General features: G+C 39.7%; 8 protein-coding genes. All 8 read right to left on the bottom strand.

Annotated features, from left to right (window positions below; all coding sequences use genetic code 11):
* Window positions 1-4: 4 nt before the first annotated feature.
* Window positions 5-1,621, bottom strand: a complete 1,617-nt coding sequence (locus tag H9X96_RS11000) for a DUF5008 domain-containing protein (RefSeq protein ID WP_187666312.1) — start codon at window positions 1,619-1,621, stop codon at window positions 5-7.
* Between the two features lie 47 nt (window positions 1,622-1,668).
* Window positions 1,669-2,457, bottom strand: a complete 789-nt coding sequence (locus H9X96_RS11005) for a fasciclin domain-containing protein (protein ID WP_187666313.1) — start codon at window positions 2,455-2,457, stop codon at window positions 1,669-1,671.
* Window positions 2,458-2,490: 33 nt separating this feature from the next.
* A complete protein-coding gene (locus H9X96_RS11010; RefSeq protein WP_187666314.1) occupies window positions 2,491-3,999 on the bottom strand; it encodes a RagB/SusD family nutrient uptake outer membrane protein in 1,509 nt (502 codons plus the stop codon).
* A 21-nt stretch (window positions 4,000-4,020) separates the two neighbouring features.
* The gene (locus H9X96_RS11015; protein ID WP_255431078.1) at window positions 4,021-7,155 is read right to left on the bottom strand and encodes a SusC/RagA family TonB-linked outer membrane protein; all 3,135 of its coding nucleotides are present in this window, start codon (window positions 7,153-7,155) and stop codon (window positions 4,021-4,023) included.
* A 64-nt stretch (window positions 7,156-7,219) separates the two neighbouring features.
* Window positions 7,220-8,260, bottom strand: a complete 1,041-nt coding sequence (locus H9X96_RS11020; RefSeq protein ID WP_187666316.1) for a DUF5007 domain-containing protein — start codon at window positions 8,258-8,260, stop codon at window positions 7,220-7,222.
* 10 nt (window positions 8,261-8,270) lie between these two features.
* Entirely contained in the window at window positions 8,271-8,945 is a 675-nt protein-coding gene (locus tag H9X96_RS11025; protein WP_187666317.1) for a hypothetical protein, read from the bottom strand.
* Between the two features lie 41 nt (window positions 8,946-8,986).
* Entirely contained in the window at window positions 8,987-10,531 is a 1,545-nt protein-coding gene (locus H9X96_RS11030) for a RagB/SusD family nutrient uptake outer membrane protein (protein WP_187666318.1), read from the bottom strand.
* A gap of 23 nt (window positions 10,532-10,554) precedes the next feature.
* Complete coding sequence (locus H9X96_RS11035; protein WP_187666319.1) at window positions 10,555-13,530, bottom strand: SusC/RagA family TonB-linked outer membrane protein; 2,976 nt, start codon at window positions 13,528-13,530, stop codon at window positions 10,555-10,557.
* Between the last annotated feature and the right edge of the window lie 1,522 nt (window positions 13,531-15,052).

Consider the following 15,052-nt stretch of genomic DNA (forward strand, 5'->3'; position numbering starts at 1 on the left):
ATTATTACTTCAATTCGATACGCACGATATTCCCTACTCTTTGGCTATCGAACTTGTAAATATTACCAACCATAATTACAGCAGGGTTTCCTAATGCAGAAGTCGTTTCGATCACCTTAAACACCGAACCTTCAAAAACTCCTGTATTGTTATAATTCGCGGCCAGACTACCATCACCGTTTAACACCATGAATCCTTGTCTCACGATTCCATTATAAGTCTTGAAAGTTCCTGAAACGAGGATTTTCCCGCTATTCAATTGGATGGCATGAGTAGCAAAACCACCTGTCAATGCGCCAAATTTGAAGGTTGGATCGATGCTTCCATCAGATTTCAACATGGCCACACCATCTGCTGGTACACCATTGTAATTTTTAAACAGGCCTGAAATCATGATACTTCCAGTCACCCTATTCACTACCATAGAAAGGATGTCGCCATCGGCACCAGAACCGGTTTTAAAAGTAGGATCGAAAGCCCCCAATGTATCCACACGAACAATATTTTTAGCCGGACTGCCATTATAATTGGTAAATGCGCCAACTGCAATGATTTTATGGTCTGGCTGCATATGAGACTCGTAAATCATCCCATTTACACCAGGGTACCCTTTTTTGTTAGCTTTATCAAAGTTATAAGTAGAGTCCAGTGTGCCATTCAGCTTCATTCTGGCAAAAGCATTCATTGGGGTAAAATCTACTATTTTACTAAGTCTGGTAGAACGCTCATAAAAGGTACTTCTATAGCCAACAAAACGACCTACCGTGATAATTTTATTATCTACTGCATAAATCCTGTTGACCGTACCCAATACTCCACCATTAAAGGCGGGCACAGTATCCAATCCGTTTTTCGGAAATAACGGCGTTAAGTTAATCAGGTCAACCACCATTGTATCCAGTGAACCATCACCATTCAAACGGGTAATTCCAGATGCACCTAATCTTCCGTTAAAAGAATTCATGCTCCCTCCAACCATAAATTTACCCGACTGTAGAGGTATGGCAGTATACAATACTCCGTCGGTTCCTTTACCAGCTTTAAGTCCAGCAGCAAATTCTCCATCTTTGGTGATTTTTACAATTCCATTAATAGGAGCTGCCGCAGCTTTCTCCTGGTAATTCGTAAAAGAACCCATCAATAAATAGCTTCCATCCTGTAATAACAGAATATCCGCAATGGTACCATTTGATCCATTTTTTGCTTTAAACGTTGGATCTAAAGACACCTTTCCTTCGATCGTGAATTTAGGACCAAAAAATGTTTGTCCGTCTAAAACAATGGTCGTACCTCCGCTACTTGCATTTGCCGGAACCACTATATTTAGTGTACTGTCTGTTAAGCTGGTTACTTCAGTTTTGATCTCATTGATGAAAAACTCAAATTTCCCCTGATAAGCCAAAAGCCCTCTCACTTTAATGGTCGCCTGATCGCCCGGGACACCGGATCCTGCGCTTTCTCCCGAATCGGCAAAACTTACCCCTAAAGGCATTTTACCACCACCATATGGATCTTCGCCGATACCATTTTTTTTCTTACAAGAAAAAGTGACAGTGGCCATAACCATTAACAGCAGCATCAACCTTTTTATCTTCACTTGCTTTATATAGATTAAAATCATAATTCTTTATTAAAATATAGTTATACAATTATTCCAGTTCAATCCGATTAAGGATCGATGCCCATCGACAAGGCAGTGATGATGAAATTACTCACATCAAATCCAAAATATTGAGGCAGGGTTATCTTTATAGGTGTAAGTGTTCCATTAATATCGATTAAGTACACCGTCCCGATATACAGATTTTGCAATACATGCACTCTACCATTAGTAGGTGCAATATCTGAGGAGGCCACTCTATTGAGTATTAAGCTCTTGGTTGGATTGGAATAATCACCGATATAAGAAATCATCAATTGTCTGTAGCCCGCATATTTAACACCACCGGCATCATTATAAACTACCCCAATATTCATGGTTCTACCAGGCTCATTATCTACCGATATAGAGTTGTAGCCCTGACCAGGATAAGCCTGCATTGCAGCAGTATCAATTTGAGGGTAATCTTTTAGGCCATAGTTTCCTTTAAAAACATACATGGCCAGCATTTTACGCCAGAAGGCCGGCTTCAATTGCTCCAAACGGGTCACTGTATCTCTTCCAGAGCGGGCCAAATAATAATTTAAAGCATGCACAGATTGGTGTACAGTTGCACTAGTAGGCGCAAAAAACGTGATATTTTCTTTATCAAAGACCTCTTCCATGCCAGCAATCTTGATGATGCGGCTCAGCGAGTCAAAATGAACAGGTTTAGAATTCAGGTATTGCAAAACTGTACCATTGAATTTTGCATCATGAACACCGGTATCCTTAAAAAAGGGTTCTTTCTTACAACCAGCGAAGAAGCTGGTTGCCAGTAAAAGAACGGGTACTATTATTTTAATTAGTTTCAACATAAAAATCAGAATTATGGTTTGTGATAGGAATTGTTATCTCCAGAAATCATTTAAAGTCATATATGGATTGCGATTCATTGCGCTTTGGTCAATAGGCCAGGTCCAGGCACCATTGTTAAAGTCTTCTACCCCAATCGGGTGAAAACAATACTTGTCTCTTAGTACCCTTTTGGTACGAACAAGGTCAAAGTACGCATGTCCTTCTCCCATTAATTCTCTATTTCGCTCATAGAAGATCGCATCCTTTAAGTCCTCATCACTATCTGTGATCGGATCGGCACCTGCTCTTTTACGAATGATATTTACCGTAGCTCTGGCATCAGCATTCAAGCCTAATTCTGCCTGCGCTTCTGCACGTAACAGGATGGCATCTGCCAAACGGAATACGATCATGTTATCATCAGGATTCACATCTTCCCCTTCCTGAGCAAAAATGTTAACGAACTTCAGCAACTGGAATTTCCCATCAGTAGCATACATAAATTCGTCGAACCAATAGTCTTTTCTTTTATCAGGTTTACCTGCAGGATATAAAATATCCAGGTACTTGCTTGTATAATAGGTATAGCTTTTATTGTTCGATGCCGGTTGTTTATTTGGGTACCTCAATACCATATCTGAAAAAGCAGCAGTAATATCGAAACGCTCGCCATAGTTTAAACTTTGCAGCACTTCAAAAAGACCTTCTCTTGTTCTTCCTTTAAAGATCTCTTTGGTACGCTCTAAAGGCAATAGCTCATAGCTGTTGTTATTTTGATTCATCAGCTCGTCGCCCAGCTCATTTACTGCCGTATAATGCGCGGTCTTATTTGCCGGATCAAAACCTGCAGCCCACATGTGCATGTGCATCATCAAATCGATTGCCCCACCACGCATAGCACGAATGGCTACGATAGAAGGATCTTCATACGTCCAAGGCAGGTCATTTTTGTATTTCCCCATATCTTCAAGACCACGGTTCAAGACCTCTACCATGTCCATTCTAGGTAATGGTTTCTCATTATAGGCATTGGTATAATAAGGGACATCACCAAATTGGCGGACTAGGAAAAGATAGGCCAGGTTGCGCAAGAAAACGGCTTCTGCGCGATATTTTGCTTTATCAGCAGCAGAGAAGGCTGGGTCAGGAACTTTATCCACCTGTACAAAAAGAATATTGGCAGACTGGATCATCTCATACCAAATGTTCCATTTGGTGAAATTCACAAAACTAAAGTAACTATCTGTCCACCAGCCATTTTTCATCAGGCCACGCATATTATTTCCTGCAAGGTCAGAAATATAACTACGTGCATTTCCTGAGGTCTGTATCAACGGGCTACAGCGCATATCTCCCACTGCAGGGAAATAGGCAGAACTGGTAGTTGCAGTACGGAATTTGTTATAAATCCCACCTGTAAAGGCTTCTACATCCTTTTTATTCTGCCAGTAGTTGTTTCCTGATAAGTTATCAACCGGAGTAACATTCAGGAACTTTTTACAGCCTGAAAGAACTGATGACCCGGCAAAAAGCACCAGGAATATATATATAGATTTTTTCATAAGATTCATCCTTCTTTAAGATTAAAATTGAACGTTAATACCGAAGTTGTAGGCTCTACGGTTTGGGTAACCCCCAGAGTTATCTCTACCAAGTCCATTCACTAATTCCGGATCCGGACCAGAGTAATTACTCCAGGTATAAATATTATTTGCAGATACATATAGCCTCACTGAAGTCATTCCCCATTTTCTCGTTATTTTACGGTCGATGTTGTAAGCGAAAGTTGCGTTATTGAATTTCAGGTACGTACCATCTTCCATAAACAAGGTCTGATCGAAACGGAAAGGTCTATATCGAGAGTATCTTGTAAAATCCAATGGAAAAGGATAAACGGCGATATCACCAGGATGAGCCCATACATCATAGCGATCTAAAGGAACAAGGCCGTTAAAATCTCCAGGACCGGTCTTTGCAGGATCTGCATAACGCTGGAAATCCGAAGCCAAAGCATTGTTCATGATATCTCTGCCTATAGTCATAGAGAAATTCATGTTCAACGAGAAACCTTTATAAGCCAGATAAGAGTTAAAACCTCCTGTAAATCTTGGTTGAGAGTTACCCACCACTACATAATCATTATTATCCAGGATATAATCCCCATTTATGTCTGTCCAGATTGGATCACCTGCCTGGAAAAAAGTCTGCTGGGCCGCATTACCACCGGTACGGTACCTTAATCCTGTTAGTGGATCTACTGGAACATTCGCGTTAGTCGCATACACACCGGTATTATTTAACAAATAATTGGAAAGACTATTCATCCCCAGACGACGAAAGATCTGCTGATCAGTATCTCCACCATCTTCGGCAAGTTCTCTTACACCATCAGGCAATGCGGTCAATACATCTTTATTGATGGCACCGTTGATTCCAAATGTCCAGCTCAGTTTACTATTATCGGATAATGGGCGGAAATTCAAGGCCAACTCATAACCATAATTCACCAAACTACTTTCATTGGTTTTCACCTTTCCAAAAGCATTGTGATTGGCAAGTACTTTCTCTCTCAAAAGGTTGTCCACCTGTTTGTAGTAAGTATCGAAAACCAATCCGATCTTCCCTTTTAAGAACCCAAGATCTAAACCTGCATTGTACTGTGTAGTGGTGGTAGGAATCAATCCGGTATTCGGCACTAGTTTCAGATCCAGACCAACAGTTGGATTCTGGTTATAAGAACCATTTGCAGTATAACTTCCAAATACGTCGAAAATCGTTCCTGTTGGTACAATATTCTTACCAGCAGTTAAACGAAGGGAACCATAGTCCAGCCATTCTCTTTTAGCCAACCATTTCTCCTTGTTGAAATTCCATTTTAATCCGATTGAAGGATTTTTTGAATAGCCTGCATCCGGTCCATTGGTGGAGCTACCATCAATGCGGTAGGTTAAGTCCAACACGTATTTAGTATCGTAATTATAAGAGAAGGCACCTGCAAAAGCCACAGAACGGAAGTCGGTGATGTTATTCAAAGTTCCACCCTGAGAGTTGAGGTAGTCTGCACCTAATGGTCCTTGTACCTGATCACTTGGTGTTCTTTTTTGTTTCATCAAATCCGCACGGTAATTCGTCATATCAACCTCGTTAAAGACATATGCACTGAAATTGTGTACTTCATTAATGGACTTGTTATAAGAAAGTAAGTTCCTGTTGTAACCAGTATTTTTTCTATCACTATAAGCCGTTACCTCATTAAATCCATTATTCAGATATCCAGGTAGAAAGGTATCCGTAGTTGCCGTTACATAAGCATAGTTAAAAGTACTACTCGCACGAAGACCGGTTAAGAATTCATATTGTAACTCTACGTTAGTGGTTACACTAATGGTTTTATTATCATCTTTGGTGGTCAATGCACTCAACAGGTTATTAGAAGCTGAGAATAGGGAAGGTGCGGGTAATAAAGAGGAAGCACTTCCTCCTTTAGCAATACCGGTTTGGAGTAAACCACTACCACTACCTTTACTATTTTTACCCATCGAATTGTTTACGGAAGCAAAGAGCTTAAACTTAGTTGAAGGCTCATACTGCATGTTCATATTCATGGAATACCTGGTAAAACCTGTATTTTCAATAATCCCCTTTTCATTATAATAACCAGTGTTTACCTTATAATTGAAGGTCTGATCCCCACCGGAAATGTTCATATTCTGTGTCTGGTTGAACGTCCTTCTGTAGAATTTACTCTGCCAATCTGTAGAGTTGTTGTAATAAGCATTCAAACTATCTGACAGGAAAGCCGTCATGTTGATCAGATTAAGCGCATGATAAAAACTGGTATCTGTTGCTTTAATCTGGTTAATACGCGACATCCGTTCCTCTCTTCCACCGATTACATCTCTTAGACGTGGCGGGGTATTCATGAAATAGTTGGAAGTATACTGGATGATCGGCACTTTCGAATTCCCTCTTTTTGTGGTAATTAAAAATACACCATAGGCTCCTTTTGAACCATAAAGAGAGGTTGCCTGTGCATCTTTCAGGATTTCGATTCTTGCGATATCTTCCTGAGGAATCAAGGACAGTGGGCTAATCCCAGGCCCTGACTGATCAAAACCATAAGAGTAATTGGAGTTGTCATCTACCGGAACCCCGTCAATAACAAATAATGGAGAGGTTGGCGTTAAGAACGCTGTACTACCGCTACCCGTTACATTGGTATTCGATAAACCACGAACATTGATGGAACCACGCATACCTGGTGAACCATTGTTATTCTGAATATTTACCCCTGGTACTTTACCCTGGATCAACTCCATAATGTTTCCTACCGGAACATCCTGGATTTCTTTACCTGTAATCACCACACTGGATCCCGTAGAAACCTCTCTGGTTTTCTTTTGGTAACCAATCACCACTGCTTCCTTTAAGGAGTTGGTTGACATACTCATGGTGACATTGAATTTCAGTTTCCCATCGTATTTATGGGTCACCGTGTTGTATCCCAGATATTTAAAAACAAGCGTAGCGCCATCATTTACCGATACGGAAAACGCACCGTTACCATCGGTCATGCCAATTGGAACCAATGGCGTTCCAGACAGGATTGTAACCCCAGGAATGGTAACTTTATCCTGCTTATCGTTCACCGTTCCTTGCATCAGGACCTTTTTCTGCTGAGCTGATATTTCCGTGTTAAAGCAAAGTAGCGTTAACAATGAAAATATTATAAAGAGATGCCTCATATGAGCTATATTATAAATTAGATAAACTAAATATTAATTAATCATTAGTAAACTTGGGTGTTTCAGCACTGAAACGAATGATGATATTCCAGGATCCGGGTTCAAAAATGTTGAAATCCATTAATAAACCGGCGACTTCTCTTTTACCTCCAAAACCCAAACGGTCATAAGAAAAATACAGACGTGATTTTGCCCCGTCAGGAGAAGTATACTTAGTCTGGTAAGTAATCAATGGGATCGGATAAGCGACATCATAAGTTACCGTTGAGTCCGTTTTATTCATGTTAAAACCATGCATCAGATTCTTCCAATCTGTTAACCTGAACTTATCTGGGTTAATAGGCTTATAAAGTGAGTCTACCAGTTTAATCGTCACCTGGTTTTTCTGTTTTTCGGCAGACAATAAATTGTCCTTTTTGAAGTAAACTTCTATATCCGAACTGAATAAAAAAGCACCTGTTTTATCCCCAACCATATTAATTGCAGCAGTAGGTCTGACAAATTTCGACCTTTCCATTCCGGTTAAAGGATCTAAATTTGAAGGCTCAAAAGGCCTGGCTTTTAATGGTTTCAGTTTAAAATCACGGAAATAACGACGGCCACCTTTATTCGACATTTCTATATCAAAGACATAACCTGAATCCGGTTGTGTTTTGATAGCGGTTGAGTTATTCGCCCACATTAAAAACTGCCCCGAATGTTCACGCACTTCAAATGTAGGATGGTATTCCACGGCACGTTTGGCATCTATTTCTGCCAGAGATTTTTCATCACCCAGGTAAGGTTGTTTCCAAACATATACCGGCACATTTTCGGTCAGTTCAGGCGCAGCAGAACCATCTCTTTTGCGCATGTTGATGATTTTAAAATTTAAAGGCTGAGAAGAGCTTCCGGCAAAGAAATTGCCTGTAAAAAGCGTATTTCTTCCCAGTATAGGTTCATATGTGATATTTGTAAAACGAGAGTCGTTACCTAAAGCTTCCCTGACATCGGGAAAATTCTTTTTACAACCCAGGACTACTAACACGGCTAGTCCTAAAAATAAAATAGCGGGTGCTAATGGGTATTTATTGTTCATATTATAAGCCTTAATTGTTTATTCTTGTTATGAAATCACCAAAGCCGAAGTCATGCCCTGGCGAAACGATATTCACAATAGCATTATTGGTTTTGATATTTACTGCATTCGTAGGTGTACGTTGCCAGTACCTCACGAAAATAGAACCCTTAGGATCACTGAAGGTCAGTACCTGTGGGCCTCCACCATTAAATCCGGAAGCATCTAGTTTTCTATACAGCACATGCATTGGATAATCGTGAGCGATACTCGTCACCATTAAGCCATCTACAAAATTGCTCAGGTTCTTGCTTTCATATTGACCACGAACCAGGTACCTGCTGGTCATGGTATCCAGCTGAGCAATGTTCATTGTGGCCAGATAAATCGGCGCTTTATTGCTTCTTTTACGGATGTCGTTTAAATTGCCAACAGAGATTTCAAAACTCTTATTGGTTACTGCAAAAACTGTTAGTTTCTCTTTTGCCAAAGAGTCTTTTAAGGCTGGTAAACGATTTAATACGACTAACAAAGAATCAAAAACCCCTTTTTGTGAGTTTAAATAATCCAGTGCAGTACCATCAAATTGTTGAATTTTATTCTCGTAATTGTAGTACTCAGAATCACTCTTTTTGCAAGCAAACAAACATGAAACCAGGACCGCAGTCATCAGAATAGGGAAGAAAAAATTACTTTTATTTCTCATCTGCATATATTTAAATGATAAATTGAATGGGTTGATTTTCATTATTTCCAATAACTATTTTGAACCAGTTGTCCGTTGGCTTTCAATACATCTTTTGCAATCGGCCAGTAGATTCCTTTCTCAGCAATCAGCTTATTGAACTTCGCATCATCACCCTTGATTTTTGCCAGTCGAATACGGTCATACCATCTCCATCCCTCTCCCATTAACTCTCTTCTTCTTTCCGCAAAAATTTCGTTTATCAGGTCTAATCCTTCCAGATCGTTGAAAGACTTGGTACCTCTGTTTTTCTTTATGATATTTAGTAAGTCGATGGCCGGTTGGCGTTGTCCTAATACCGCAAGTGCTTCTGCTCTCAATAGTGCCAATTCTTCAAGACGGGTAAAGGCAATGGAAGAACTGAAAATCACAAATGAGCCTGAGGTGGTTCCACCTCTTAAAACTTTGATCTTGCTGAACACCGGAATCTGACCGCTATAGTTCAGGAAGTAATTGGTACGCGTTAAACCAGAAAGGGTATCAATACCGAAACGCCCGTCTTTGGTTTCTGTAAAAGCTTTGTTGATGGTATCTTTAGACACATACAAATCAGGAATTTGCTTCGCAATCAATGGCTCTGCAAGTACAAGCTGTTCAATATGACCACCGGAAGTTGATTCGCCATAGGTATTAGAAAATGTGAATCCAACTGGAATTCTCGCATCCTGTCCATTAAAAATCCCATCAGAAGCTGTCAACTGCGCGGTAGTTACATACTCTAGATTAGAGCTTTTATAGTTTTCCATGACGAACTGAGTATATACCGCAGCATCCAGGTAGTGCGACTGCCATGCAGCAATGTGCGACATGATCGCATAAGCAGAAATTTTGGTAAATAATGCTCCTGCCCAACGGGCATAGTTGTAGCCGTAATACAACCCAGGAAGTTCAGCATCCCCATCAACACCATATCTGTAAGGCAGGTCTTTTGCCGCAGCAATCAATTCTGACTCTGCATAACCCAATACTTTAGCTTGGTCGGTACGTGGTTTCCCTTCAAAAGTCCCATCATGTGAAGCCGTAATCAAAGGCACATCGCCCCAGATCCTTACCATATAGAAATAAGCAAAAGCACGCAAAGCTCTGGCTTGTGCGATATCTACTTTATTGTTCAGTTTTGAATAACGTGGATCTTTGGCCACTACTTCTCCGGAACGTTCGATGAACAAACTGGCACTGTTGATTACCGCATAGAAACTTCTCCAGTTGGTAATGTTCTGGATCAAAGGATAAGAAGCATTTAAATCACTTCTGATAATTGCTTTAAGGTCTGATTTGCTGGAAGCAGTAAAATCACCTTCTCTCATTTCTCCCCATAGCCAATGTGCGTTGTTGTTACCAAGCGCAGTCCTCATTAGGTTATAGATGCCCATTAATCCGGAACGGGTATCCTGCAGGTTCTTCCACTGTGCCTCTTCCGTGGCCAGTCTGGTGGATTCTACATCCAGCATCTTTTTACAGGAAAGGTTAACAGATACCAGGTTGCTCAGCAATAAAAATGCAACAACCTTTGTTAACCAACTGCTTTTATTTATAAAAGATATCATATTCTTTTCTTTATCTATTTAACTTATAAATCAAATTTTATCCCCAATGTGAAGGTCTTTGGAATTGCTATTCTATAACCGCTATACAAACCTGTATAGTCAATTAGTTCCGGGTCAGATCCGCTAAATGAAGTAATGGTGAACAAGTTGTTAGCGGTTACATAAAGAAGCGCTCTTTTAATTCCGGCTTTAGAATTAGACAACCATGGTAATTTTGAAAGGTCATAGCCAACGCTTACCGATCTCAATTTTAAGTAGCCCGCGTTTTCAAGGAATAGGTCCTGATCTAAACGGTAAGCAACTACGCTACTCCATGGGTTGTAGATCGGGTATTTACCCAAATCACCACCATAGGCTTGCCATGAGTTGATCTCTTTAATAGAGCCGATGTCATTACCGGATTCTCTATTGATAAAATCAAAATTATTGGCAGCTTGTTCGTTCAATGCTTTTTGACCCAGGGCAAAAATCACGTTGAAGTTGAAACTGAAATTACCATAGTTGAATTCATTGTACCAACCACCACTCAGCTTTGGCATTGAATTTCCTTTCAACACTTTATCTTCATCATTGAGTACAAAATCACCATTCTGATCTTTCCATTTAGGATCTCCGGCTTTCAGCGTTGTTCCTTCGAAATTCAGTTTTTCTTGATTTGAAGGATTATTTGGCACCTCTGCATCTGTATTGTAGATGCCTGTATTTTCATATACCCAGAATTTATCGACTGCCTGACCAACAATCAGCTTTCTATTGCCAATTGCCAATTCTTTCAATCCACCAGGCAATTCAGTTAATTTATTGCGATTCACATTCAGGTTTAATCCTGTTTCCCAGTTTAGTCCATCTACTTTTCTAAGGACGGATCCTTTTAAGCCTAGGTCAATACCTGTATTTCTTACGCTAAGACCACTACTGAATATGCTGGCATATCCTGTTTCCGTAGGAACAGGAGTATTGATCAACATACGTTTGTCGTCTTTTTGATAAAAAGTAAGGGAAGCATTTAGTCTGTTGTTCAACAAACCGATGTTCATGCCAACATTCAACTGATCTGTATATGGCCATCTCAAGTCGTAACCTACCCACCCCGAAGCATAAGGTCTGGTGATAGTTGCCAATCCGTTATAACCTGGAATCGTTGGCTCTGCTCCCCAGCCGTTTTCTACACGATATTGCGGACCTGAACCAAAGCGGTCATCGTTAAATAGTTTACCGATTCTAGACCAGGACACTTCTGCGGTCAATTGATCGATAAATGTATTGCCTTTTAAGAACTGGTTTTTAAGATTCCATTGAGCGCTTGCTGCTGGAGTTACCAACCACCTGCTACCTGGCTGTGAAGTAGAAGAACCATCATCTCTGATGAGTCCGGAAATGCTTAACAGGTCTTTGTATTTGTATTTTACGGATCCGTAAACAGAGAATAAGCGACGTTGTTCGCGATCTGTATAACGGTAAACCATAAAGTTAATTGGAGTCAGGTAAAGCGGTTTGTTAGGATCACCATCTACGACGTTAATTTTGATAAAGTCGTTCGGACCATTATATGCATTCGCATAATTGTACTTGTTCAGGTCACTCTGGAAAGATTGTCCGATTTCAAAATCAAACTTATGATCTGTTCCAATTTTCTGATCGAAAGTAAGGATATTGGTTACCCCAAAACGTTGATTATAACCAAAATAATTGGAAACATAATTGTTATTTTCCATTAAAGTGGTTGGATAAAAAACATCCCTAATGCCTTCATTGTAATCGAAATTCAGCTTTGTCAACAGACTAAACTTGCTCACTTTAAAGTTCATCGCGAAATATCCTTGAACACCAGAATTTCTATTTTCGTCAATTACCTTTTCATACTCGTCTAAAAACGATTGGTAGATTTCTCTACTTGGAGGCAAAGGATTGCTCAAATCAGGAATGTACCTTGTTTCTGCGAAACGGTCACGAATACCTCGGTTTCTATTCCTGTCCATACGTGTCGCATTCACCATACTGGAAACGGTTACCCATTCGTATGGCGACATGTTGATCTGGAAGGAGGTATTATACCTGTCTAAACTCGTATTGTCTGCACCGCCGGCGCTTTTAGTATTTCCGGCAAAGAACCTGAAATTTGCGCGCTCAGATCCACCAGAGATGCTTAAATCAACCGAATGGATCGGTGCAGTCTTGTAGTAAAGGTCTCCCCATTTTGACGGGCCATAGTAATCCAGGTTGGTGGAATCTCTTAAATAACCCGGATAGTTGATCACATCTGAAGGTGTCGCGTATTTCTGATAAAAAGGCTTACGGAATCGGTTCACATATTCTGCATTGATCGGGCTGGCATGGTCAGATTTAGCTATTCCAAAATAACTGTTTACGCTAATTTGTCTGATGCCACTTTTTGCTTGTTTAGTAGTGATCCAGATGGCACCATTTGCAGCCAATGGGCCTAGTTTTGCAAGTTCTACCGGGTCTTTAATGACCTCAACAGACTGGATGGTGTTGAGGTCGATTCCTGCTAAAAGGTTCGTAGCAGGGCCGATTGGGTTGAAATCGTATTTTTGAATGTCATAAATGTAATTGTTGTTCTGAATCAGAGGGATACCATTCAGGTAAACAATCGGTTGGATATTGTTCACATCTTTATTCCTAAAGATAGGCGCAGATAAGCCGCGTACCAGCATCATTTGCTCTGTACCTGGCTCTCCGCTAACTTCCTTCACATATAAACCCGCAACATTGCCTTTCAGCATTTGTTGAAGGGACAAATATGGACTTAAAGCATTCAGGCGGACATTCAATGAATCTCCTCCACCACGCGTACGGGCTACATTATTTACCCATGAGGCTGTGTCGATTGCCTTTTTCTTAACACCGGGAATCGTGTCTTGTCTCAAATTCGCATTGTAATTCAAAGGAGTAGCCTTACCTGCTTTTGCCGCTGCATTTGACAAGCAAAGCACAGAAAGCAAGGCCGTGTAGGACATACTCGCAATAATTCGGACCATTTTCATTCGTATTAATTAATTATTGGACGGTTTAATTCTTGTTGCCCTACAATGATTGGAGAGCAAAATATTTTGAATTTGGGACATAACAATCCCATTGCGACTACTATATCTAAGTGGCCGCTGGACTGATTGAATTAAAAAATTAGGAATTTGGTGCTAAGCTTTAAAAACCTTTGTGTTGCGCTTAAACACTTTTACTAAAATTGATAATTGAATCACCTGATTGATATTGAATAAGAATGGATTCCTAGATCCTGATCAAGCAATTAAGAGGTAACTGCTGAAGTTGAGTAAAAGTTGTAATCATAGTTTGGTTAGGTTTAGGTTGTTGCTTTGGTTAGTTATAACATATATTGCTAAAATGTCTTTTCATTGGCATTCGTATGGCTATCCAGGTGCTGCAGAATAAATTATTCTGGTGGTTGATCAACAACGCAGGATTATGTATTACTTAATGAAAGCAATTTAGGGTAATTATATCGAGACTTTTGCGCAAATGACAGCGCAAACGTTTGACTAACGTGGCATTATCGCACAATATGGGATTATTAATAATAAAATCGCAACAATATTTCTATTTAATATGTAATATTTAATTATATTTAAAACACAGGCGTTAAGTCTGCTTTATGTAAGTATTGATAAAATAGTATTATTAATATCATTATTTTAACGAAAAAGTCAGTTACTGATTTCTTGTATAAAAAAACCAACCTATCTATAAGAACTAAAATGATTTAACAAAACACAACTAACTGAATAAAAGATTTTTACAAAACCACACAAACTGTAAGCTGTTATAAAACAAGTCTTAACTTTAGGTTGTTTAGGGGGAGGTAAATGCACATTTCAACCTGTTTTCTGTTAAAAATATTGTAATTTCTACTTCACACAAACGTTTGCGTTCGAGGTAATTCTACAGAAAATAGCCTTTTCATACTTTCCTTGGCATATCCTAAAGATTTTCCCGAATAAAACAGGTTAGAAAACAAAATTTTAGCCCTTAATTCTACAAAAAAATAGCGATTTATACTTTATCCCCGAAAAAATAAATATTCGAGTTTTTTCAAAAAACATCTCTTTTGTCTGCTGAGTTTTCTCCAGAATTTGATGGGTTGAAATGTTAAAAAAAGGAAGGAAAAAAATAATTTTTGAAGACTAGGTAGTGGTCGGGAAGTGTTCGGGAAGAGACCTGCCTTATAATAGGGTTCGGAGGGGGTTCGGTTAGGGTTCGCGTAGGGTTGCCTTAGTCTCTGCTATCCAAACCCTAACCGAACCCCCTCCTTACTCTAAAGGATAGCAGGTCTCTTTCCCTTGTAAAGCCGAACTTTTGCGGAAGCCTTTTTTAGGTGAAAGCCAGCCCGCGGATATTCAGGTAGCATATCGTATCATTATAATACTCCCCAAATATTGGACAGCTGATTAAATTCATAAATTTAACAGTTGAAAAATGAAAAAAGAGCGTAGAAAATTCAGTCCGGTTTTCAAGACCAAAGTAGTTCTTGAAGCCATTAAAGAG

The sequence above is a fragment of the Pedobacter sp. N36a genome, assembly GCF_014472395.1.
Taxonomy (GTDB): domain Bacteria; phylum Bacteroidota; class Bacteroidia; order Sphingobacteriales; family Sphingobacteriaceae; genus Pedobacter.

Coding starts and splice junctions, on each gene's coding strand:
- H9X96_RS11035 (WP_187666319.1), bottom strand. CDS start 13,530: ATGGTCCGAATTATTGCGAGTATGTCCTACACGGCCTTGCTTTCTGTG.
- H9X96_RS11025 (WP_187666317.1), bottom strand. CDS start 8,945: ATGAGAAATAAAAGTAATTTTTTCTTCCCTATTCTGATGACTGCGGTC.
- H9X96_RS11030 (WP_187666318.1), bottom strand. CDS start 10,531: ATGATATCTTTTATAAATAAAAGCAGTTGGTTAACAAAGGTTGTTGCA.
- H9X96_RS11005 (WP_187666313.1), bottom strand. CDS start 2,457: ATGTTGAAACTAATTAAAATAATAGTACCCGTTCTTTTACTGGCAACC.
- H9X96_RS11020 (WP_187666316.1), bottom strand. CDS start 8,260: ATGAACAATAAATACCCATTAGCACCCGCTATTTTATTTTTAGGACTA.
- H9X96_RS11000 (WP_187666312.1), bottom strand. CDS start 1,621: ATGATTTTAATCTATATAAAGCAAGTGAAGATAAAAAGGTTGATGCTG.
- H9X96_RS11010 (WP_187666314.1), bottom strand. CDS start 3,999: ATGAAAAAATCTATATATATATTCCTGGTGCTTTTTGCCGGGTCATCA.